This window comes from Pseudomonas sp. NFACC41-3, from assembly GCF_900109505.1.
GTDB lineage: Bacteria > Pseudomonadota > Gammaproteobacteria > Pseudomonadales > Pseudomonadaceae > Aquipseudomonas > Aquipseudomonas chlororaphis.
The window spans coordinates 278602-301868 of sequence record NZ_FOAE01000002.1 but is presented as its reverse complement, the minus strand read 5'-3'; the positions used below and the strand labels follow the sequence as shown (position 1 = coordinate 301868).

The window sequence follows — 23267 nt, the reverse complement described above, 5'->3', positions numbered from 1 at the left end:
TACCCCATTGCGCAGGTGCCCCATGAGCGACCAGCAAGAACTTCCTGAAACCATGAGTGAATACGCCGACCCGGAAAACCCCGAACTCCATACCTCCTCCGGCAAGGGTCTGGCCCTGCCCGGGCAGAATCTGCCGGACAAGGTCTACATCATCCCGATCCACAATCGGCCGTTCTTCCCCGCGCAAGTCTTGCCGGTGATCGTCAACGAAGAACCCTGGGCCGAAACCCTGGAGCTGGTGAGCAAGTCCGAACACCATTCCCTGGCGCTGTTCTTCATGGACACCCCGCCGGAAGACCCACGCCATTTCGACACCTCGGCCCTGCCGCTGTACGGCACCCTGGTCAAGGTGCACCACGCCAGCCGCGAGAACGGCAAGTTGCAGTTCGTGGCCCAGGGCCTGACCCGCGTGCGCATCCGCACCTGGCTCAAGCACCATCGCCCGCCCTACCTGGTGGAGGTCGAGTACCCGCACCAGCCGAGCGAGCCGACCGACGAGGTCAAGGCCTACGGCATGGCACTGATCAATGCGATCAAGGAACTGCTGCCACTCAACCCGCTGTACAGCGAAGAACTGAAGAACTACCTCAACCGCTTCAGCCCCAACGACCCGTCGCCGCTGACCGACTTCGCCGCCGCGCTGACCTCGGCCACCGGCAACGAACTACAGGAAGTGCTCGACTGCGTTCCGATGCTCAAGCGCATGGAAAAAGTCCTGCCGATGCTGCGCAAGGAAGTCGAGGTCGCGCGCCTGCAGAAAGAGATTTCCGCCGAGGTCAATCGCAAGATCGGCGAGCATCAGCGCGAGTTCTTCCTCAAGGAACAGCTCAAGGTCATCCAGCAGGAGCTGGGCCTGACCAAGGACGATCGCAGCGCCGACATCGAGCAGTTCGAGCAGCGCCTGACTGGCAAGGTCCTGCCTCCTCAAGCGCAAAAGCGCATCGTGGAGGAAATGAACAAACTGTCGATCCTCGAGACCGGCTCACCGGAGTACGCGGTCACCCGCAACTACCTGGAATGGGCCACCGCGGTGCCCTGGGGCGTGTACGGCGAGGATAAGCTCGACCTCAAGCATGCGCGCAAGGTGCTGGACCAGCACCACGCCGGGCTCGACGACATCAAGAGCCGGATTCTCGAATTCCTCGCGGTCGGCGCCTACAAGGGCGAGATCAGTGGCTCCATCGTGCTGCTGGTGGGCCCGCCCGGCGTGGGCAAGACCAGTGTCGGCAAGTCCATCGCCGAATCCCTGGGCCGGCCGTTCTACCGCTTCAGCGTCGGCGGCATGCGTGACGAGGCCGAGATCAAGGGCCACCGCCGCACCTACATCGGCGCCTTGCCGGGCAAGCTGGTGCAGGCGTTGAAAGACGTCGAGGTGATGAACCCGGTGATCATGCTCGACGAGATCGACAAGATGGGTCAGAGCTACCAGGGCGACCCGGCCTCGGCGCTGCTGGAAACCCTCGACCCGGAACAGAACGTGGAATTCCTCGACCACTACCTGGACCTGCGCCTGGACCTGTCAAAAGTGCTGTTCGTGTGCACCGCCAACACCCTGGATTCGATTCCCGGCCCGTTGCTGGACCGGATGGAAGTGATTCGCCTGTCGGGCTACATCACCGAGGAAAAACTGGCCATCGCCAAGCGCCACCTGTGGCCCAAGCAGCTGGAAAAGGCGGGTGTGTCCAAGGCCAACCTGAGTATCAGCGACGCGGCCCTGCGCGCGGTGATCGATGGTTACGCCCGCGAGGCCGGCGTGCGCCAGCTGGAAAAACAGCTGGGCAAACTGGTGCGCAAGGCCGTGGTGCGGCTGCTGGAAGATCCGGACGCGGTGATCAAGCTCGGCACCAAGGACCTGGAAGCCTCCCTGGGCATGCCGGTGTTCCGCAACGAGCAGGTGCTCAGCGGCACCGGGGTGATCACCGGCCTGGCCTGGACCAGCATGGGCGGCGCCACGCTGCCGATCGAAGCCACGCGGATTCATACCCTCAACCGTGGCTTCAAGCTCACCGGGCAATTGGGCGATGTGATGAAGGAGTCGGCGGAAATCGCCTACAGCTACGTCACCTCGCACCTCAAGCAGTTCGGTGGCGATGCCAAGTTCTTCGACGAGGCATTCGTCCACCTGCACGTGCCGGAAGGCGCCACGCCGAAGGATGGCCCGAGCGCCGGGGTGACCATGGCCAGCGCCCTGCTGTCCCTGGCGCGCAACCAGCCGCCGAAAAAGGGCGTGGCCATGACCGGCGAGCTGACCCTGACCGGGCATGTCCTGCCCATCGGCGGGGTGCGCGAGAAGGTCATCGCGGCGCGCCGGCAGAAGCTCTACGAGCTGATCCTGCCGGAAGCCAACCGCGGCCACTTCGAAGAGCTGCCGGACTACCTCAAGGAAGGCATCACCGTGCACTTCGCCAAGCGTTTCGCCGATGTGGCGAAAGTGCTGTTCTAAACACGGATCTGTAGGAGCAGCGTCGACCGGCTGCTCCTACAACGTCTGCCTGCCCCACCACATATTCCTCAATCTTCGGTTATGCTCGCCCTTTGTCATGACCGGAGCTTTCTGACCCATGTCACCGATTCGTCTGTTGCTGCCCCTCAGCCTCGCCCTGCTCGCCGCCTGCGCCAGCCAACCCAAGCACAACGTCACGGTCGAGAACCAGAGCGAATGCCCAGTGCAACTGAGCAACGGGCAAAACCTGATCCTGACCCTGCCGAGCAACCCGACCACGGGTTATCGCTGGGCGATCCAGGACTCGGCCGGCGGCGTGCTGCGCAAAATCAGCCCCGAGGTCTACAGCAACCCCGAAGACAGCGGCCTGGTAGGCAGCGCCGGCCAGTCCACCTGGCGCTTCCAGGCCTTCGCCGCCGGCACCGGGCGCCTGCTGCTGACCTATCAACAGCCCTGGGCTCCGGAAGTCGCGCCGGTGAAAGCCTTCGACTGCGCCATTTCGGTCAAATGACATGGGCTGGCTGATCCTGGCGCTGATGGGCGCGGTGACCTTCCTCTACGGCCTGAGCATCCACGCCACCCTGCTGTGCCTGCTGGTCAAGCCGCTGCCGGTGCTGGCCCTGCTCGGCTGGTTGCACGATGCGCCCCCCAGCGACTATCGCCGCTGGATCAGCCTCGGCCTGTTGTTCTCCCTGCTCGGCGACGTGCTGCTGGCCTGGCCCGCCGACCTGTTCGTGTTCGGCCTCGGCGCCTTCCTGGTCGCGCACCTGGCCTATCTCAAGGCCTATACCAGCGATTGCCGGCGCCTGGCGCCCTTGCCCCTGCTGCTGGCCCTGGTCGTCGGCGCGGCGTTGCTGGGCATCCTGATCAGCCATGGCCTCGGCCCGTTGCTGGTGCCGGTGATCGTCTACGGCCTGGCCATCAGCGCCATGCTCTGGCGCGCCCTGGCTCGCTTGAGCAGTGAGGTGCCCAAGCGCTCGGCGCAACTGGCCGCCGCCGGCGCCGTGGCCTTTGTGTTCTCCGACAGCGTGATCGGCATCAGCCGTTTTGTGGTGGCCTTCGATGCCGCGCCCTACCTGATCATCCTCAGTTACTGGCTGGGGCAATGGGGGATTGCAGCCTCGGCCTTCCGCCAGAAACCGCGCTGAACCTGTAGCCGCTGCCGAGCCCGCGAGGCTGCGATCGGCTGCGCAGCGGCCGTAAAACCAGTCGCCACGGCTCTTCAGATAAACCCCATGCACAGGCTTGGCGAGGACTGCGTCCTCGTGCGCAGCCTCGCAAGCTCGGCAGCGGCTACAGGGCCACAGGTGGGCATCAACCTTGTGTCGCCCTTACGGCCCTGAAGGCCCTTCGGGCCTTATCGCAGCCTGCGTCAGCGGCTACAATGCCGCCCCTCTTTCTATCTCCACCGCTGGAACCGCCGTGAGCAAAGAACCCGACCGCCTTTTCGCCCAGCCCCTGGCCCAGGTGCCCGACTTCGCCTTCAACGAGGACGTGGTGCGGGTGTTCCCGGACATGATCAAGCGCTCGGTGCCGGGTTACCCGACCATTGTCGAGAACCTCGGCGTGCTCGCCGCCCAGTTCGCCCAGCCCAACAGCGTGCTCTACGACCTGGGCTCGTCCCTCGGCGCCGTGACCCAGGCCCTGCGCCGCCATGTGCGCACCGACGGCTGCCGGGTGATCGCGGTGGATAACTCGGCGGCCATGGTCGAGCGCTGCCGCGAGTACCTCAACGGCCAGGACTCGATGTTCCAGGAGCTGTTGCCGGTCGAAGTGATCGAAGGCGACATCCTCGCCCTGGAGTTCCAGCCGGCCTCGGTGGTGGCGCTGAACTTCACCCTGCAATTCATCGCCCCCGAACAGCGCCTGGCCCTGCTCGGGCGCATTCGCCAGGCGCTGCTGCCCGGCGGCGCGCTGATTCTCTCGGAGAAGCTGCGCTTCAACGACCCCGAGGAGCACGCGCTGCTCACCGACCTGCACATCGCCTTCAAGCGCGCCAACGGCTACAGCGAACTGGAAATCGCCCAGAAACGCAGCGCCATCGAAAACGTCATGAAGCCCGACAGCCTCGAAGAACACCGCGAACGCCTGCTGGCCGCCGGGTTCTCGAAAGTCGTGCCGTGGTTCCAGTGTCTTAACTTTGCCTCGTTGATTGCCTTGCCATGATTGATCTGTCCCCCCTCGCCCGCCGTCTGGCCGGTACTCCGCTGGCCGACTGGGCCAACACCCTGCAAGCGCAACTCGACACCAAGATGGAAAAGGGCCACGGCGACCTGGAGCGCTGGCAGAGCGCGCTGGACGCCTTGCCGAAGATCCAGCCGAGCACCATCGACCTGCTTAACGGCCTGACCCTGGACACCGACTGCGACGACGCCACCCGCGCCCAGATGCGCAGCGCGCTGATGGGCCTGTCGCCCTGGCGCAAGGGCCCGTTCGACCTGTTCGGCGTGCATGTGGACACCGAATGGCGCTCGGACTGGAAATGGTCGCGGGTAGCAAAGCACCTGGACCTGCACGGCAAACGCATCCTCGATGTCGGCTGCGGCAACGGCTACTACATGTGGCGCATGCTCGGCGCCGGCGCCCACAGCGTGATCGGCGTCGATCCGAACTGGCTGTTCTTCTGCCAGTTCCAGGCGGTGCAGCGTTACCTGTCGGAGCCTGCGGTGTGGCACCTGCCGTTCCCGTTCGAAGACCTGCCGCCCAACCTGGAAGGCTTCGACACGGTATTTTCCATGGGTGTGTTCTACCACCGCCGCTCGCCTATCGAGCATCTGCTGGCACTCAAGGACTGCCTGGTCAAGGGCGGCGAACTGGTGCTGGAAACCCTGGTGGTGGAAGGCGACCGGCATCAGGTGCTGGTGCCGGAAGACCGCTACGCGCAGATGCGTAACGTGTGGTTCCTGCCGTCGGTGCCGGCCCTGGAACTGTGGCTGCGCCGTGCCGGCTTCAGCGATGTGCGTTGCGTGGATGTGAGCGTGACCAGCGTCGAGGAACAGCGCGGCACCGAGTGGATGAAGTACCAGTCACTGAGCGATTTCCTCGACCCGAACGACCACAGCAAGACCATCGAAGGCCTGCCGGCGCCGATGCGCGCCGTTATCGTCGCCAGGAAATAAATGCCCCACACCGTGTAGGAGCGAGGCTTGCCCGCGATCGAGACGCCGCGTTTCTGCAGGCACACCGCGTTATCGTTCATCGCGAGCAAGCTTCGCTCCTACAGAGGCAGGGACTCAGCTGCGACTGGCGCGGCGTGCCTTGAAGAACTCGCTCAACACCGCGCCGCACTCTTCGGCCAGCACTCCGCCCTCGACCAATACCCGGTGGTTGAGAAAGCCCTGGCTGAAGAACTGCCCCTGGCTCTGCACGATGCCCGCCTTGGGCTCCAGCGCGCCGTACACCACCCGGGCGATACGCGAATGCACGATCAGCCCGGCGCACATGCTGCACGGCTCCAGGGTCACGTAGAGGGTGCTGCCGGGCAGGCGATAGTTGTCGAGCGCCTGGGCCGCGGCGCGGATCGCGACCATCTCCGCATGGGCGCTGGGATCGCTGCCGCTGATCGGGCAGTTGTAGCCGCGACCGATGATTTCCCCGTCCTGCACCAGCACCGCACCCACCGGCACCTCGCCCAGGGCCGCGCCCTGGGCGGCCAGGGCCAGGGCTTCACGCATGAAGTCCTGATCGCGGCTGCGATCGACGATCCGGGCGGGGCGAATCTGCCGCATCAGGCCACCTCGATGGCGGCCATCAGGCCGGTTTCCATGTGGTCGATCACATGGCAATGGAACATCCACACCCCCGGGTTATCCGCCACCAGCGCCACCCGGGCACGCTCGTTCTTGCCCAGCAGGTAGGTGTCGGTGAAGTACGGGGTGATCTTCTTGCGGTTCGAGGCGATGACCTTGAAGCTCATGCCGTGCAAGTGGATCGGGTGCTGGTACTGAGTCATGTTCTTCAATTCGAAAATATAGCTCTGGCCCTTCTTGAGCGTGGCGATCGGGCGGTCGGCGCAGGTCTTGTCGGTGATGTCCCAGGCCTTGCCGTTGATCTGCCAGAGGCTCGGTGGCTTGCCATTGTCCACGTTCACCGAGACCGAGCCAACCCACTCGAAGTTGAAGTTGAGCTTCTCGGCGTTATCCAGGTCCGGCTCGGCGATCGGGTTGGCCGGCAACGCCGGCGGCCACTCGGTCGGCGCGTCGCTGTTGGCCACCGAACGCAAGGTGCCCAGGCGCACCGGGCCGTTGCGCAACGACAATTCTTCGCCGGCCGGCGGTGCCTTGATCGCTAGGCAGATGCGCATGCCCGGCCCCAGCCAGTATTCCTTGCCCAGCGGCCGCGGCTCGATGGGGTTGCCGTCCAGGGCGTAGATCTGCGCTTCGACACCCGGAATGTTGATGCGGTAGGTCAGGGTGTTGTCGAGGTTGAGCAGGCGCACGCGGGTGATCTGCCCGGCCGGGATCTCCACCACCGCCTGGGACACGCCATTGATGGTCGACAGGCGCCCCGCCGTGCCGCCACGCGCCGCCTCGCGGGGAATGCTGAAAGGCACGAAGGCGCCGGCTTCATCCACATGCCAGCTTTTCAGGCTCAGGGTGCGCTCGTACTTGAAGCCGGTGGGTTCGCGCTCTTCGATGATCAGCGGGCCGACCAGGCCACGGCCCAGCTCTTCGCTGCTGTTGACGTGGGGGTGGTACCAATAGCTGCCGGCATCCGGCACGCGGAACTGGTAGTCGAAGTATTCGCCCGGCATCACCGGCAATTGCGAAACGTAAGGCACGCCGTCCATTTCCAGCGGCAGGCGGATGCCATGCCAGTGGATGGTGGTGGCCACCGGCAGGTAGTTGATGAAGCGCACCCGCAGCCATTCGCCCTGGCGCACCCGCAGCTCGGTGCCCGGCGCGGAAGGACCGAAGGCCCAGGCTTCGGTCTTGTGGCCCGGTACCAGCTCGACATCCAGCGGCGCGGCGATCAGTTGATAATCATGGCCCGCCTCGGCGTCGGCCATCTTGCCCAGCCAGTAACGCGCCGCGCCACCGGCGCCCACGCCAACCACTGCAAGACCGGCCAGACCACCGAGTATCTGTCGACGGGTAAAGGACATGGACTCAACTACCTCACGTATCCGCGGCGGGCCGGGGCCCGCAAAAGGCGAATACGATACACCCGCAGTTGAGAAACAGTAAGGTCGGCGCGGCGACCGGCCGCAGGCGTCACCGCCCTCTGTAGCCGCTGCCGAGCCTGCGAGGCTGCGTACGGACGCGCAGCGCCCGCCAAGGCATCCAACGTGGTGGCTCAGGTGCAACGCATTGCCTGGGTTGCGGACGCTTCGCATCCGTACGCAGCCTCGCTCGCTCGGCAGCGGCTACGTTGGAGATAAGCCGACGAGCAGATGCACCACGCCGCCGACCAGCGCCATTACCCCGGGCACGCCGGCATTACGCAAGGCCGTGGCATCGAGCAAGGTCGGGTCATGCAATTCCACCCGCACCCGGGTCAGGGCCACGCGCTGCCGGCTCTTGAGGTTGTTGGCGCCGCCCAGCGCCGCAATCACGGCCTCCCCCAGGGCTGCGTCATCCTTGGCTTGGGTTGTGGCTTTCGGCTGGTCGGGCACCAGGTCCGGGGTCAGGGCCTTCCAGAACGCCCGCTGCAATTTCTCGAACATGTTCAGTTCTCCAGAACCGGTGAAGGGGCCAGCGTCGATTGCCGATGCTGGTGCAAGGCGTCGCGCACCTGCTCGGCGCTTTCCAGACCGAGAATGCGCCCGGCGAGGGCCTGGCACTGGCTCAGCTCGACCTCGCGCACGCCGGCCTTGATCGCCGGGATCAACGGCACGCTGACCGACAGCTCATCCACACCCAACCCCAGCAACAGCGGCACCGCCAGGGTTTCCGAAGCCAGCGCCCCACACACGCCGACCCACTTGCCATGGGCATGGGCGGCCTTGACCGTGGAGGCGATCAGGCGCAGCACCGCCGGGTGGAAACTGTCGGCCTGGCTGGCCAGGCGCGGATGATCGCGGTCCATGGCCAGGGTGTACTGGGTCAGGTCGTTGGTGCCGATGGAGAAGAAATCCACCTCCGGCGCGAACAGGTCGGCCAGCAGCGCCGCCGACGGTACTTCGATCATGATCCCCAGCTTCGGCAATTCCTTGAGCCCCAGGGCCAGGGCTTCGTCCTCCAGCATCTGCCGCGCCTGCCGCAACTCCGCCAGCTGGCTGACCATCGGCAGCATGATATGCAGGCGGGCCAGCCCGGCGCTGGCGAGGATCGCCCGGAACTGTTCGCGCAACAGCTGCGGGCGCTCCAGGCACAGGCGAATCCCGCGCATGCCGAGGAAGGGGTTGGCTTCAGGCTCCATCGGCACATAGGCCAGCGGTTTGTCGCCGCCGACATCCAGGGTCCGCACCACCAGATTGCGCTCCGGCCCCAGGGCCCGGGCGATGGCGCTGTAGGTCGCGGCCTGTTCCTCGTGGCTCGGGGCGACGCCGCGGTCCTGGTAAAGAAACTCCGAACGCAACAGGCCGACGCCCTCCCCGCCCAGGTCCATGGCCTGCTCGGCCTCGGCCAGCGAGGCGACGTTGGCCGTCACCTCGAAGTGATGGCCGTCGCGAGTCACCGCGGCCTGGGCCGACTGCTCCAACTCCTGGCGCTGGCGCTGCTGTTGCTGCTGACGTCGTGCCTGCAACTGCGCGATCACCGCCGGCGCAGGCTCCAGGTGCAATTCACCCTGGTCGGCATCCAGCAGCACCGGTGTGCCGCTGGCCAACGCCAGCACCTGTACCGGCAGGCCGCAGATCGCCGGCAACCCCAGGGCCCGGGCCAGAATCGCCACATGGCTGGTGGCCCCGCCGCCGACCGTGGCGAACCCCAGCACCTTGCGGGTATCGAGACTGGCGGTCTGGGACGGGGTGAGCTGCTCGGCAATCAGGATCGCCTGCTCCGGCAGGGCCCAGGCGCTGTCCTGCACACCCAGCAGCAACTTGAGCACCCGCTGGCCGACATCCATCAGGTCCAGGGCACGCTCGGCCAGCAACGAACTGCCTGACCCCTTGAACAGCTCGGCGGTGGCTTCGGTGGCGCGGTTCCAGGCGAATGCCGCGCTCTTGCCGTCGCTGATCAGGGCCTGGGCCTGCTCCAGCAGGCTCGGGTCTTCCAGCAGTTCCTGGTGAGCCTTGAAGATCTCGCCCTGGGCTGTGCTGGCGGCCTTGTCCCGCAGCGCTTGCAGGGCCTCGGTGGCCTGCGCCAGCGCCCGCTCCAGCTGCCCGCGCTGCGCGACCTGATCGCTGGCGAACTCGACGATCTCAAGCTTCTGCTCGGCGACCTGCACCACTTGCCCGAAGGCCGAGCCCGTCGAGGCGCAGACGCCCCGCAGCAACTTGCCCGCTGGCGCGGCAACCGGCGCCACAGGTTCGGCGGCGATCACCGCGGTCACCGCCTCGCCACAACCACTCGCCAGCAATTCGGCCAGGGTCTTGATCGCCGCCTCAGCATCCGCGCCCGCCGCGCTGACCTGCAAGGCATCACCCTGCGCGGTCTGCAACGCCATGATCGCCACCAGGGACTTGGCGTTGGCGCTGGCCTGCTGCTTGTGCAGGCAGATGCTCGCCTTGAAGCCCTTGGCCGCCTGGGCGAACACCGCCGCCGGGCGCGCATGCAGGCCATTGGGATTGGGCAGCGTCACCGGTTTGGAAAACAGAGCCTCGCCCTCTTCCTCGGGCTCCGCGCTTGGCGCAGGCGCGTCCAGGCTCAGCTGCAACAACGGCTGGCCGCTGTCCACCAACGCACTGTCCCCTGTCAGCCAGGTGAATGGCTCGCCACTGACCACCAGCATCAGCGTCAACAGGCTGCGGGCATGCACGGCGATGTAGTCGGCATCGAACTCGATCAGCGGCTGCCCGGCCTCGACCCGCTGGCCCTCCTGCACCAGGCGGCTAAAGCCTTTGCCCGCCAGGTTCACCGTGTCCAGGCCGATGTGCATCAGCACCTGCACGCCGTTGTCGTCGGTGACGCTCACCGCATGGCCACTGTCCTGCACATTGCTGACCACACCGGCCAGCGGCGCGCGCAGGGTCTGCGAGGTCGGGTCGATGCACAGGCCGTCACCAATGACCCGGCTTGAGAACACCGGGTCCGGCACTTGCTCCAGGGGCATCAGCAGCCCGGACAGCGGCGCGAGCAGTTGCAATTGTTGGGTTGTAGCCATGACTTCACCTGCTGTTTGTTCTTGTAAGTGCCGATGGAGCGCGAGCCCCGACAGCATCGCTTATTTCCACCAGTACTCGACTTGCAATCCGACGTTCGCACCATGCCTGGCGGTGCCGAAGGCACCGGTATCGGACAGTGCCGACCCCGCCGCCAGCTCATTAGCCGCGCGCTTGGCGGCCTGGTTCCAGCTGGCATAGGTGTAGTACAGGCGCACCTCGGGGCGCGCCCAGAATTCCGGCCCCTTGGGCGACCAGGTCGGGGCGAAGGTGAACTTGCTGAGCTTGCGCGTGCCGCCGGGGGCTTCGACCTGGTCGTGGCCCAGCTCGGTGACCAGCTTGAACTGCTCGCTGATCGCATAGGCCGGGCGGATACCCAGGGAGATCCAGTTCTGGTCGTTACCGTCGGGGCGGATGTCTTTCTGATAGATCGCCTCGACCTGCCCGCCAAAGCGCGGGGTCAATTGCCAGTCGAAGAACTCCACCAGGCGGTAGCTCTTGCTGCTGTCGTCCAGTTGCACATTGCCGGTGTAACCCAGCCCGGTGCCCGGGCCTTCGCCGTACTGCAATGCCAGCTTGTTCTTGCCGCCGAGGAAGTCCTTTTGCACATGCTGGGCGGTGATCGCCCACCCCCGATGGGCGTCGCGACTGTCGGGCTTGTCGATGTAGCTCAGGCCCAGTTCCAGCTCGCCGCCGGGGTTGGTCTTGAAACCGGCGACGTTGAAGTCGTGCCGGTTGATGTAGTCCTTCTGGTACAGGTTGTCCTTGCGCGAGAAGGCGTAGCTGTATTTCAGGTCGCCGATCAGCACGTCCTCGATGCCGCCGCCAGTGGCGCTCTGGTTCCAGTAGTAGAAGTCGGAGATATGGATGTCGTTGCGCTTGTAGTAACGCCGGCCGGCCCACAGCGAGCCGCCATTGAGGCTGGGCATGTTCGACCACTGGGCATACATCTGCGGCATGCGCGCCGAGCCGTTGTCGCCCTGGAAGGTCAGGCTGCGGTCGTACTGGTTGTACAGCGACGCCATGGCATCGACACTGAGCACCGAGCCGTCGTCCAGGGTGTACAGGTCCTGGCGCAGCTCCAGCTCGGCGTACTGTTCGCATTCGTTGCCCAGGCGGTATTTGGACTGCGCGCCGGGCAGTTGGAAACAGGATTGCGAGCTGCTGTTGACCGAGGTCCCGAGGCCGCTACGCAGGTAACCGGCGAACTCCAGGGCCTGGGCCGGGAACGGCAAGGCCAGGCAGACGCAAGAGGCTGCAAGACCGCGATTTATTGTTGTTTTCATAAGCCACCCCATTATTTTTATTCTGTGTGTGCTCCCCGCAGGCGCCGCCCTACCGGCGAGCGAAAGCTCGCGGTGTGCCGGGCACGCCACGCTCATGCGGGGAAGGTTGTCAGCGGTCGATCAGGTGCAGGACAAAGGACTCGTAAGGCCGCAGGAACAGCTCGCGACTGCGGGTTTGATGGTCTGCGTAGTTACTGATGACCAGGCGCTGCTCCATGCGCTCGGTCATCACTCCCTCCGGCAACTGCACTTCGCAGGCGCTGCCGTAGAAATTGTTCACCACCAGCAGGCGCTCGCCCTGGCCCTCGCGCAGATAGGCCCAGACCTGCGGGTGCTCGGCCAACAGCTGGCGATACTCGCCGTCCTGGATCAGCGGCTCGCGACGGCGCAGGGCAATCAACTGGCGGTAGTGGTGCAACACCGAATCCGGGTCTTCGAGCTGCTGCGCGACGTTGATTTGCGCGGCATTGGCCGGCACGCCGATCCAGGGCTCGACGCTGCTGAAACCGGCATGGGCCTCGGTATTCCATTGCATCGGCGTGCGCCCGTTGTCCCGGGACTTCTGCATGATCGCCGCCATGTTGTCCGCCTCGCTGTCGCCGGTTTCGCGCTTGAGGCGGTAGATGTTCAGGGTCTCGACATCGCGGTATTGGTCGATGTGGGTAAAACCGGGGTTGGTCATGCCCAGCTCTTCGCCCTGGTACACGAACGGCGTGCCCTGGAGGAAGTGCAGCGCAGTGGCGAGCATCTTCGCCGAGACCACCCGGTACTCGCCGTCGTCGCCGAAACGCGAGACCACCCGTGGCTGGTCGTGGTTGCACCAGAACAGCGCGTTCCAGCCACCGCCGGCCTGCATGCCGCTCTGCCAGTCGGAGAGGATGCGCTTGAGCTGGAGGAAGTCGAAATCGGCGCGGATCCACTTCTGCAGGTTCGGGTAATCGACCTTCAGGTGGTGGAAGTTGAAGGTCATCGACAGCTCTTTCGACTCGGGCTGCGAGTAACGAATGCAGTGCTCGAGGCTGGTGGAAGACATCTCGCCGACGTTGATCAGGTCAAAGCCCTCGAAGACCTCGCGATGCATCTGCTGCAGGTACGGGTGCACGTTCGGGCCGTCGGTATAGAAGCGCCGGCCATCGCTGGCGTCTTCCGGGAAATCGGCCGGTTTGGAGATCAGGTTGATCACATCCAGGCGGAAACCGCCCACGCCCTTGTCGCGCCAGAAACGCATCATCTTGAACACTTCGGCGCGCACCTGGGGGTTGTCCCAGTTGAGGTCGGCCTGGGTATGGTCGAACAGGTGCAGGTAGTACTGGCCGGTCTGCGCTTCGTACTCCCAGGCGGAACCGCCGAACTTGGACTCCCAGTTGTTCGGCTGGTCGCGCCAGATATAGAAGTCGCGATACGGGTTGTCGAGGCTGCTGCGCGCCTGCTGGAACCACTCATGTTCGATAGAGGTGTGGTTGACCACGATGTCCAGCATCAGCTTGATGCCGCGCTTGCCGGCCTCGGCGATCAGCAGCTCGCAATCGGCCATGGTCCCGTAGCTCGGGTCGATGGCGTAGTAGTCGCTGATGTCATAGCCGTTGTCGCGCTGGGGCGAACGCAGGAACGGGGTGAGCCACAGGCAATCGACGCCCAGCCAGTGCAGGTAGTCGAGCTTGTCGACCACCCCCAGCAGGTCGCCGGTGGCCTGGCCGCTGTGGCTGTAGAAACTCTTCGGGTAGATCTGGTAGATCACCGAACGCTGCCAGTCTTGCATGGCGGGCTCCTTCAATGGGGTTGGTACTGGCCTTGAGGGCCTCATCGCGAGCAAGCTCGCTCCTACAGAGGAATATGCGGTCATGTAGGAGCGAGCTTGCTCGCGATGCGATTTATCAAGCGACGCGATACCCCGGCCGGATGATCTTCATGCTCAAGCCGCAGGTCAGCACGAACGGCACCACCAGGGCGACGACCATGCCGACCACAAACATCGGGATGTACTGGGGAATGATCGAGATGAATCCCGGCAGCCCGCCGACGCCGATGGCCGAGGCCTGGACCTTGTTCAGCGAGAGGAAAATGCAGCCCAGCGCCGAGCCGATCAGCGCGGCGTAGAACGGGAACTTGTAGCGCAGGTTGACCCCGAACATGGCCGGCTCGGTGATGCCGAAATAGGCGGAGATCGCCGAGGTCGAGGCCATGCTGCGGTCCCGCGCGTTGCGGCTCATGCTGAATACCGCCAGCGCCGCGCTGCCCTGGGCCAGGTTGGACATGACGATCATCGGCCAGATGAAGGTGCCGCCCTGGGTCGAGATCAGTTGCAAGTCCACGGCGAGGAACATGTGGTGCATGCCGGTGATCACCAGCGGCGCGTAGAGCAGGCCGAAAATCGCCCCGCCGACCATCGGCGCCAGTTCGAACAGGGTGACCACACCTTCGGTGATCAGGATCCCCAGGTGCCGGGTCACCGGGCCGATCACCGCCAGCGCCAGCACGCCGGTGACCACAATGGTGGTGATGGGCACGACCAGCAGGGTGATCGCATTCGGCACCCGCGCCCGCAGCCATTTCTCGATGACGCTCATGACGTAGGCCGCCAGCAGGATCGGCAGGATCTGCCCCTGGTAGCCGACCTTCTCGATCTGGAACAGACCGAAGATATCGAAGTACGGCAAGCTCTGGCCCTCCAGCCCGGCCACGGCCTTGCCGTAGTTCCAGGCATTGAGCAGGTCGGGGTGCACCAGCATCAGGCCCAGCACAATGCCGAGGATTTCGCTGCCGCCAAAGCGCTTGGCCGCCGACCAGCCCACCAGTGCCGGCAGGAATACGAAGGAGGTGTTGGCCATCAGGTTGATCAGGCTCCACACGCCATCCAGGGTCGGATAGGCCTCGAGCAGGGTCCGGCCTTCGATGAACATGCCCTTGGCGCCGATCAGGTTGTTCACCCCCATCAGCAGGCCGGCAATGATCAGCGCCGGCAGGATCGGCATGAAGACATCGGAAAACACTCGCACCAGACGCTGCATGGCGTTGGTCTTGTCGGCGCCCTTCTGCTTGACGTCGGCGATGGTGGAGGCGGCCAGCCCGGTGAGTTGGCGCAACGCAGCATAGACCTTTTCGACTTCGCCGGGGCCAATGACCACCTGGAACAGGCCACCGGTGAAAAACGAGCCCTTGACCAGATCGATCTGGTTCAGCGTCGCGCTGTCCACCCGGCTCGGGTCCTTGAGCGCCAGGCGCAGGCGGGTGACGCAATGCGCGGCTTGTTCGAGGTTGTCGGCGCCACCGAGGCTGTGCAGCAACTCGCTGGCGATCGTGGAGTAATCGTGGCTCATGCTTGTTCTTCCGCTTTGGTTTTTTGTTATTGGCAGCACGCCGAAGCGAAAAATACTCGTCTGTACGAGTTAAAGCAACAACTCGTACAGACGAGTTTGCCGGCATCGTTCAGAAACCCAGGTCGCAGGCAGTTTCTTCTGCGCAAAAACGGCTCTAGATCCACACTTTTCGGCAAAGCGCGCCATGCGCGACAGAAAATTCTTAAACTGCTGTAAGGTGTTTCATTGCCATTTCGACACCCGCAGTCAGGCGTTCGACCCACTCGCCTCAAATAGACAAATCCGCTCACGGCCCTTAAGGTTCCCGCCTTGAGCGCAGACGGCACAGAGCCATCCCATGAGTAAATACAACCAGATCTACAGCGATCTGCTTGCCAGCATCACCACCGAGCGCCTGGAACGCGGCGCTCGTCTGCCTTCCGAAACCGAGTTGATGGACAGCTACCAGGCCAGCCGCGGCACCGTGCGCAAGGCCATCGAGCAGCTGCAGGAGCGCGGCTTCGCCCAGAAGATCCACGGCAAGGGCACTTTTGTGCTGTCGCCGCACCCGATCGAGTTCCAGCTGGGCGGCATTGTCAGCTTCCAGGAAACCTATCCGCGCCTGGGCAACGACGTCAGCACCGAGGTGGTGGAGTTCACCCAGTTTCCCCTCGAAGGCGCGTTGCGCGAACACCTGCAGGCCGAGGAAGGCAGCCTGATTACCCGCATCAAGCGGGTGCGGCGTATCGATGGCAAACGGGTGATTCTCGACATCAACCACTTCGTCGCCGAGTTGATCCCGGGGCTGGACCGGCAGATTGCCGAGCATTCGATCTACGCCTATATCGAGCAGACCCTGCAATTGCAGATCAGCTACGCCCAGCGGACCATCGAGGCCACCCCACGCACCCGGGATGACCAGCAGCACCTGGACCTGGAGGGCCAGAGCCACGTGATAGTGGTCAGCAACCAGACCTTCCTGCAGGACGGCCGGCAGTTCGAATACACCGAATCACGCCATACCCTGGACAAGTTCTACTTCTCGGACGTCGCCCGACGCTGACCACCGCGGCAGGCCCGCTCAGCCCAGCAGCGCCACCAGTTCGGCGCTCGGGGTGCCGACCCGCCGGGCCTCCTTGGCGACGTTCACGGATTGCGCGACCCGCGCCACTTCTATCACCGGATGCTGCAACTGGTAACCGCCCCGGGCCGCCAGCCAGCTCAGCACTTCCGCCAGATGCCAGAGCGAGGCACTGCCCTCGTGGATCGCCAGGGGGAAACTGCCGGCATGGTTGAGCATCAACTTGCGCATGTTCTGCCGGGAGACCCCGACGATATCGGCAATCTCGCTCAGGCCGACGAAATCCGGGCTGGCCTCTACCAGCCGCGCATCCGGAATGATCCGCTTGATATCGCTCAGGGCACTGAGCAGGGCCGCTTCGCCGCTTTCGGCCTCGCGGCTGAACTCCAGGGCCAGGCGCCCCGCCAGCCCGGTACCGACCAGCGCGTCGGTGCAGCCCCCCGCGCCCAGGCGCTCCACCAGCGCTAGCGGGTCGCAGTCGTGGGCGGGCAGCAGGTAGTTGAGGGTAAACAGGTATTCCATGGTCATGACTCCCGACGAGGTTGCGGGACTTTCCCGCCGCGCAGCTGATTCAGCGTGCAGTTGTCGATTACCCGGCACAGCGCCCGGGCATGCTGGAGGGGATTTTTCGGCGTGCTCCACACACTGGTGATGCAGAACTCGCCACAACGACACACCTCGCTGTTGTAAGGGCAGTAGATCCTGCCCCAGGCATGACCGCCGCCGACTTCGACGCGCCAGCCCTGCCATTCGGCGTAGCGCAGCGCCATTTCAATGTCTTTCTTGGGATGAGGTGTGCGAGCCATCCATGGCCTCCAGTCTCGTCAACAATGAAAAGGTTGTCAACTGACAACCACGAAATCTTTCAACACCCGCACCGGCATCGCCAAAGGCCGCCGCAGGGCGTTCGATGAATGTCTGTCGAGGGTATACAGGCCAGGCGGACGACGATGGGCCCAAGTCTTTCCTGGTATTGCGGGAGGGCTGGAAAGCGGGTTTTTTAAAGACCCTGAAACACAAATGGCGATCGACACCCGAAGGTCTCGATCGCCATTGCTGTTGCCTGAACGATCAGTGGCCGATCACTCGGCCGGGATCATTCCCACTCGATGGTGGCTGGCGGCTTGCTCGACACGTCGTAGGTGACGCGGGAGATGCCTTCGATCTCGTTGATGATCCGGCCGCTGACGGTTTCCAGCAGCTCGTAAGGCAGGTGCGCCCAACGCGCGGTCATGAAGTCGATGGTTTCCACGGCACGCAGGGCCACGACCCAGGCGTAACGACGGCCGTCACCGACCACGCCCACCGATTTCACCGGTTGGAACACCACGAACGCCTGGCTGACCTTGTGGTACCAGTCGGCCTTGCGCAGCTCTTCGATGAAGATGTGGTCGGCGCGACGCAGCAGGTCGGCGTATTCCTTCTTCACTTCGCCGAGGATGCGCACGCCCAGGCCCGGGCCCGGGAACGGGTGACGGTAGACCATGTCGTACGGCAGGCCCAGCTCCAGGCCCAGACGACGGACTTCGTCCTTGAACAGCTCGCGCAGTGGCTCGACCAGCTTCAGGTTCATTTCTTCCGGCAGGCCGCCCACGTTGTGGTGCGACTTGATCACGTGGGCCTTGCCGCTCTTGGCGCCCGCCGACTCGATCACGTCCGGGTAGATGGTGCCCTGGGCCAGGAACTTGATGTTGTCCAGCTTGCAGGATTCGGCATCGAACACGTCGATGAAGGTACGGCCGATGATCTTGCGCTTCTTCTCCGGGTCGGCTTCGCCGGCCAGGTTGTTGAGGAACTGCTCCTCGGCGTTGGCGCGGATCACCTTGACGCCCATGTTCTCGGCGAACATGGCCATCACTTGCTCGCCTTCGTGCAGGCGCAGCAGGCCGTTGTCGACGAAAACGCAGGTCAGCTGGTCGCCGATGGCCTTGTGCAGCAGCGCCGCGACCACCGAGGAGTCGACGCCGCCGGACAGACCGAGCAGCACGTTGTCGGTGCCGACCTGGGCACGCACCTGGGCAATGGCGTCTTCAGCGATTTTCGATGGGGTCCACAGGGCTTCGCAGCCGCAGATGTCGAGGATGAAGCGCGACAGGATGCGACCGCCCTGCTTGGTGTGAGTCACTTCCGGGTGGAACTGCACGCCGTAGTAACGCAGGTCGTCGTTGAACATGCCGGCGATCGGGCAGCTCGGGGTGCTGGCCAGGATGTGGAAGTCTTGCGGCATCTTGGTGACCTTGTCACCGTGGCTCATCCACACGTCGAGGCCGAACAGGCCGTCGGCGTCGACGTGGTCTTCGATGCCGTCCAGCAGGCGGCTCTTGCCGACCACATCGACGCGGGCGTAACCGAATTCACGCAGTTCGGAACCCTCGACCTTGCCGCCCATTTGCTCGGCCATGGTCTGCATGCCGTAGCAGATACCGAAGACCGGCACGCCCAGGTCGAACACCGCTTGCGGGCAACGCGGGCTGTTGGCTTCGTGCACGGACTCGGGGCCGCCGGCGAGAATGACGCCTTTGGGAGCGAATTCGCGAATCGCTTCGTCATCCATGTCGAACGGATGCAGTTCGCAGTACACGCCGATTTCACGCACGCGACGGGCGATCAATTGGGTGTACTGAGAACCGAAATCGAGGATCAGGATGCGGTGGGCGTGAATGTCGAGGGCCATGATTCAGTCTCGTCTAGGTAATTCGAAAACAGTCGTGATTCAGAAACGACTCGGGGCTGAATAAAACAGCCCCGGTCATTTAACGTTTTGCTTGAAGCATCAACCTACGCGGTAGTTTGGCGCTTCCTTGGTGATCTGCACGTCATGGACGTGGGATTCAGCCATGCCGGCGCCAGTGATGCGTACGAACTCTGGCTTGGTGCGCATTTCTTCGATGTTGGCGCTACCGGTGTAGCCCATGGAAGAACGCAGGCCACCCATCAGCTGATGGATGATGGCGGTCAGGGTGCCCTTGTAGGGAACACGGCCTTCGATGCCTTCCGGAACCAGCTTCTCGGCACCCGCGGAGGAGTCCTGGAAGTAACGGTCGGAAGAGCCCTGGGCCTGGGACATGGCGCCCAACGAACCCATGCCGCGGTAAGCCTTGTAGGAACGGCCCTGGAACAGTTCGATTTCGCCTGGCGCTTCTTCGGTACCGGCGAACATCGAGCCCATCATCACGCAGGAAGCACCGGCGACGATGGCCTTGGACAGGTCACCGGAGAAGCGGATGCCGCCGTCGGCGATCAATGGAACGCCGGTGCCTTCAAGGGCCGCGGCGACATTGGCGATGGCGCTGATTTGCGGTACGCCGACACCGGCGACGATACGGGTGGTGCAGATCGAGCCAGGGCCGATACCGACCTTGACCGCATCGGCGCCCGCCGCGGCCAGGGCCTTGGCTGCGGCACCGGTGGCGATGTTGCCGCCGATCACCTGCACTTGCGGGTAGTTCTCCTTGACCCAGCGAACGCGGTCGATCACGCCCTTGGAGTGACCGTGGGCGGTGTCGACCACCACCACGTCCACGCCGGCGTTGACCAGGGCGGCAACGCGGTCACCGGTGTCTTTACCGGTACCGACCGCAGCCCCGACGCGCAGACGACCTTGATCGTCCTTGCTGGCCAGCGGGTAAGCCTTGGCTTTTTCGATGTCGTTGACGGTCATCATGCCTTTGAGGGCGAACTTGTCGTCGACGATCAGCACGCGCTCGATGCGGTGTTTGTGCAGCAACTCGCGCACGTCGTTCTTGTCGGCGCCTTCCTTGACCGTGACCAGGCGCTCTTTAGGCGTCATCACTTCACGGACGCTGGCGTCCAGACGGTTTTCGAAACGCACGTCACGGGAAGTGACGATGCCGACCAGGTCGCCATCGTGCAGTACCGGAACGCCGGAAATGTTGTGCATGCGGGTCAGTTCGAACAGGTCGCGCACCGTGGCGTCAGCCTCGATGGTGATCGGGTCTTTGACGACGCCGGCTTCGAACTTCTTGACCTTGCGGACTTCGGCAGCTTGCTGCTCGATGGTCATGTTCTTGTGGATGATGCCGATGCCACCTTCCTGAGCCATGGCGATTGCCAGACGGGCTTCAGTGACGGTGTCCATTGCGGCGGAAACCAGTGGAATATTCAGCTCGATGCCACGGGTAAGACGGGTCTTGAGACTGACTTCGTTAGGAAGCACCTCGGAATAACCAGGCACTAGGAGAATGTCGTCGAAGGTCAGAGCTTCTTGGCTGATACGCAGCATCGCGGGGGCTCCCGAGCGGGAAAATGGAAGCGCGCCATTATACTCAGACACCTACCCGGGCTCAATGTAAAACTCTGTCTATTATCAACGGGGTGATGGATGGGGAATTTGCCGGAACACAGCGTCTGTTTCGCGAACAGACATGACACCTGCCGATGATGAATTCACCCCCCCGGAACCGGCTGCCGAAATCGCCTTACAACTCCACCTTCACCCAGCTCACCGGCTGATCCAGCCATTCGGCGAACTCGTCGAGAAAGCTCTGCTTGAACCCGGCCTCTGCCCAATTGTTGAAGATGAAACCGAGGTTGGAAAACCCGCACTCCTGCAAGAACAGAAAGCCATTGATGTCATCTTCATGCCCGCACTCGGGGCAGATGAAGTTATCGGTGCGCCCGGGCATCCAGTCTTCCAGGCTCTCGAACAGCGCCTCCCCCACTTCCTGGCGGCACTCGGCGCAACCCGCTTCCTCGAGAAACCCTTTGGCCGGGGTATAGATGCAGCGCTTGGTAATGATTTCCAGGCCGTTGACCGGTTCACCGAAGGGCAAGGCCTCCGGGTGCAGCACCACATCCCGCGCGCCTGGGGCGATCGCATGCGCCATGCGATTGCCGGTACGGCCACAGGTGCTCAAGGCTTCCTCGACGATGTTCTTGCGCACCAGCCAGCGCACGATCGCCCGGGCGCGGGGTTCGTGAACCGGCAAGGTGGAGATTTTCGGGACGATGATGCTTTGCGAGTTCATGGATGGGGCCTGAAGCGTTTGAAGGGAAGTCTGCGTCGCCTGCTCGAACAGTACCGTCAGCGAGCCGATACCTGCCAATAAGTGTAGAAGTCGGCGTGCCTGGCAAATCCGAGGGCCCGCAGCTTAATCCCTGAACCCCAGAGGTCAAGTGCTCAGGTAACGACCGACCAGGGCAATGCCGCTGGCTAGCACCAGCCAGGTCACCAGCCGGACGAACGCCTCGCGGGACAATCTCATGGTCAGCCGTCGGCCAATCCACAGGCCCAGGGCCATGGCCGGCAACAAGCACAGCGCCAGCACCAATAAAGGCAGTTGCGCATAAACGCCGGCAATGGCGAACAGGCTCAGGCGTACCACCGTGCTGCAACTGATCAATGCACTCTGGGTAGCCCGCGCCGCATCCTTGGGCAAGCGGCTGTTCAAATAGATGGCATATAAAAAGCCGCCACTGCCGAACAGCGCGCCGAACGTTCCACCCACGGTCCCCATGGGAATCGCCCAGCCCGCCGCCAGCGCCTTGGGCCTTGCCTTGACCCAAAGGCTGTACACCGCATAAGCACTGATAAACAGCCCCATCAACAGCAGCAACACATCGGACTTGAGGTTGAGCAGGAAGATCACCCCCAGGGTGCAGCCCAGTGCCATGCACGGCAGCAGGCGCAACAGCTCGGAGCGATCGACATCCCGCCGCGACGGCAGGAGATTGCCAAAGGCCGCGACAAAATCCAGCAGCACCAGCAGCGGGATTATCTTCGACAGCGGCATGAACAGGATCAGCACTGGCCCGGCCACCAGCGCCGTACCAAACCCGGCGATGCCAAACACGATATACGCCAGGGCGATCCCCAGGCCGATCGCCAACCAGCCACTCGTCCCCCACGACCACTGCCCCAACAACTCGACCATGCTCATCGATTCGCCTTCCTTCTTTATCAAGGAATGACTTTAGCCAGCCACAAGCCTTGCGACTAATATCATCAAAGCCATCTACTCATCTCAAAAAGGCATGACGCGTGATTTCAACCCGCCAACTGCGCTACTTCGTGGAAATCGCCGACAGCGGCAGTTTCAGCGCCGCCGCCGAACGCCTGTTCATTGCCCAGTCCGCCCTCAGCCGGCAGATCAAGGAACTGGAAACCCACCTCAAGACCCCGCTGTTCGAGCGCACTTCGCGCCTGCCCAGGCTGACGGCGGCGGGCGAGGCGTTCTACCTGCGCGCCCGCAACCTGCTCGATGAGCTGAACAAGGCCAGCGAACTGGCGACCCAGGTCGGCCAGGGGCAGTTGGGGACATTGCGCCTGAGCCACTCCAGCACCGTGTCCATGAGCGGCCGCTTGCTGCGCGCCATCAGCAGATACCTGGAGCGGTGCCCGGGGGCCTCGATGGATATCGCCACCCTGTCCTCCGAAGCGCAATTGGAGGAAGTCGCCGAAGGCCGGCTGGATATCGGCCTGCTACGACTGCCGGTACTGCGCCAGCGCGAGGGCGTGCGGATCACGCCGCTGTTCAGCGAACGCCTGCTGCTGGCCGTGCCGCCACGCCACCCTCTGGCAGCAAATCCTCCCAAGCAGGGCGTGGATCTGGCGCAACTGCGCGACGAAGCCTTTATCTCCATTCCCCATCCGCAGCGTGGCGGCCTGAGTTACCTGTCGGCCGAGCTGTGCATGCGCCAGGGCTTTTTCCCCAAGGCGGCGCGGGTGCTGTCGCGCAAGACCACGCAGTTGCAGTTGATCCAGGCCGGATTCGGCATCGCCCTGCTGCCCGAGTCGATGCGTGACATCGCGCCCGCCAGCCTGCACTTCCTGCCCTTGGCGGACCCGGCGTGCCAGAGCACGGTCGCCCTCGCCTGTCGGCAAGATCCGACACCTTTGGTCAAGCAGTTCATCGAACACTTCCACAACGCTCTCACGCCCTAACCGCCGAAGGCGTATTCGAGGCCGGCAAAGGCATCGTCTCCTTTTGTTTCGATC

20 protein-coding genes are annotated in these 23267 nt (G+C 63.8%); 7 read left to right on the top strand and 13 right to left on the bottom strand.

Annotated features, from left to right (window positions below; translation table 11 throughout):
* The first annotated feature begins 22 nt into the window (after positions 1-22).
* From lon to cmoB, 5 genes are all read left to right on the top strand, one after another.
* A complete protein-coding gene (gene lon, locus BMY68_RS10750; RefSeq protein WP_085532221.1) occupies positions 23-2443 on the top strand; it encodes an endopeptidase La in 2421 nt (806 codons plus the stop codon).
* Between the two features lie 118 nt (positions 2444-2561).
* On the top strand, positions 2562-2954 hold the full coding sequence (locus BMY68_RS10745; RefSeq protein WP_007930776.1) for a protease inhibitor I42 family protein: 393 nt from the start codon (positions 2562-2564) through the stop codon (positions 2952-2954).
* 1 nt (position 2955) lies between these two features.
* Positions 2956-3591, top strand: coding sequence for a lysoplasmalogenase (locus tag BMY68_RS10740; protein WP_085532223.1), 636 nt, complete (start codon positions 2956-2958; stop codon positions 3589-3591).
* A gap of 274 nt (positions 3592-3865) precedes the next feature.
* The gene (gene cmoA / locus BMY68_RS10735; protein WP_009050613.1) at positions 3866-4609 is read left to right on the top strand and encodes a carboxy-S-adenosyl-L-methionine synthase CmoA; all 744 of its coding nucleotides are present in this window, start codon (positions 3866-3868) and stop codon (positions 4607-4609) included.
* The gene (gene cmoB / locus BMY68_RS10730; RefSeq protein WP_085532225.1) at positions 4606-5562 is read left to right on the top strand and encodes a tRNA 5-methoxyuridine(34)/uridine 5-oxyacetic acid(34) synthase CmoB; all 957 of its coding nucleotides are present in this window, start codon (positions 4606-4608) and stop codon (positions 5560-5562) included. Before cmoA ends, cmoB begins: the two co-directional genes overlap by 4 nt.
* A 114-nt stretch (positions 5563-5676) precedes the next feature.
* Here the strand turns inward: cmoB and tadA are convergent, their stop codons facing one another.
* From tadA to treP, 7 genes are all read right to left on the bottom strand, one after another.
* On the bottom strand, positions 5677-6171 hold the full coding sequence (gene tadA, locus BMY68_RS10725) for a tRNA adenosine(34) deaminase TadA (protein WP_085532227.1): 495 nt from the start codon (positions 6169-6171) through the stop codon (positions 5677-5679).
* Positions 6171-7547: a multicopper oxidase family protein gene (locus BMY68_RS10720; protein WP_085532229.1), complete on the bottom strand. Its 1377-nt coding sequence runs from the start codon at positions 7545-7547 to the stop codon at positions 6171-6173. Before BMY68_RS10720 ends, tadA begins: the two co-directional genes overlap by 1 nt.
* A 261-nt stretch (positions 7548-7808) precedes the next feature.
* The gene (locus BMY68_RS10715; protein ID WP_085532231.1) at positions 7809-8108 is read right to left on the bottom strand and encodes a PTS sugar transporter subunit IIB; all 300 of its coding nucleotides are present in this window, start codon (positions 8106-8108) and stop codon (positions 7809-7811) included.
* 2 nt (positions 8109-8110) lie between these two features.
* Positions 8111-10648, bottom strand: a complete 2538-nt coding sequence (ptsP, locus tag BMY68_RS10710; RefSeq protein WP_085532233.1) for a phosphoenolpyruvate--protein phosphotransferase — start codon at positions 10646-10648, stop codon at positions 8111-8113.
* A 60-nt stretch (positions 10649-10708) separates the two neighbouring features.
* Positions 10709-11932 carry a maltoporin gene (locus BMY68_RS10705; protein ID WP_085532235.1) on the bottom strand — a complete coding sequence of 408 codons (1224 nt, stop codon included), beginning with the start codon at positions 11930-11932 and terminating at the stop codon, positions 10709-10711.
* A gap of 109 nt (positions 11933-12041) precedes the next feature.
* Positions 12042-13691, bottom strand: coding sequence for an alpha,alpha-phosphotrehalase (gene treC, locus BMY68_RS10700; RefSeq protein ID WP_085532237.1), 1650 nt, complete (start codon positions 13689-13691; stop codon positions 12042-12044).
* A 115-nt stretch (positions 13692-13806) separates the two neighbouring features.
* Positions 13807-15249: a PTS system trehalose-specific EIIBC component gene (treP, locus tag BMY68_RS10695; protein ID WP_009045423.1), complete on the bottom strand. Its 1443-nt coding sequence runs from the start codon at positions 15247-15249 to the stop codon at positions 13807-13809.
* 337 nt (positions 15250-15586) lie between these two features.
* On the opposite strand from treP, the gene treR reads away from it, so the two are divergent.
* Complete coding sequence (treR, locus tag BMY68_RS10690) at positions 15587-16291, top strand: trehalose operon repressor (protein ID WP_007929570.1); 705 nt, start codon at positions 15587-15589, stop codon at positions 16289-16291.
* 18 nt (positions 16292-16309) lie between these two features.
* Here treR and BMY68_RS10685 read toward each other — a convergent pair whose 3' ends face one another.
* The 6 genes from BMY68_RS10685 to BMY68_RS10660 form a co-directional block, all read right to left on the bottom strand.
* Positions 16310-16831 carry a helix-turn-helix transcriptional regulator gene (locus BMY68_RS10685; protein ID WP_085532239.1) on the bottom strand — a complete coding sequence of 174 codons (522 nt, stop codon included), beginning with the start codon at positions 16829-16831 and terminating at the stop codon, positions 16310-16312.
* Between the two features lie 2 nt (positions 16832-16833).
* Positions 16834-17115, bottom strand: coding sequence for a hypothetical protein (locus BMY68_RS10680; RefSeq protein ID WP_009045425.1), 282 nt, complete (start codon positions 17113-17115; stop codon positions 16834-16836).
* 290 nt (positions 17116-17405) lie between these two features.
* Positions 17406-18983 carry a glutamine-hydrolyzing GMP synthase gene (gene guaA / locus BMY68_RS10675; protein ID WP_007929562.1) on the bottom strand — a complete coding sequence of 526 codons (1578 nt, stop codon included), beginning with the start codon at positions 18981-18983 and terminating at the stop codon, positions 17406-17408.
* 99 nt (positions 18984-19082) lie between these two features.
* Positions 19083-20552 (bottom strand): IMP dehydrogenase, encoded by a 1470-nt coding sequence (guaB, locus tag BMY68_RS10670; RefSeq protein WP_007929561.1) that lies wholly within the window; start codon positions 20550-20552, stop codon positions 19083-19085.
* A gap of 196 nt (positions 20553-20748) precedes the next feature.
* On the bottom strand, positions 20749-21297 hold the full coding sequence (locus tag BMY68_RS10665; protein ID WP_085532241.1) for a sugar ABC transporter ATPase: 549 nt from the start codon (positions 21295-21297) through the stop codon (positions 20749-20751).
* 144 nt (positions 21298-21441) lie between these two features.
* Positions 21442-22209, bottom strand: coding sequence for a sulfite exporter TauE/SafE family protein (locus BMY68_RS10660; protein ID WP_085532243.1), 768 nt, complete (start codon positions 22207-22209; stop codon positions 21442-21444).
* Positions 22210-22310: 101 nt separating this feature from the next.
* Between BMY68_RS10660 and BMY68_RS10655 the strand changes: the two genes are divergently transcribed.
* Complete coding sequence (locus BMY68_RS10655) at positions 22311-23213, top strand: LysR family transcriptional regulator (RefSeq protein WP_085532245.1); 903 nt, start codon at positions 22311-22313, stop codon at positions 23211-23213.
* The last annotated feature ends 54 nt before the right edge of the window (positions 23214-23267 follow it).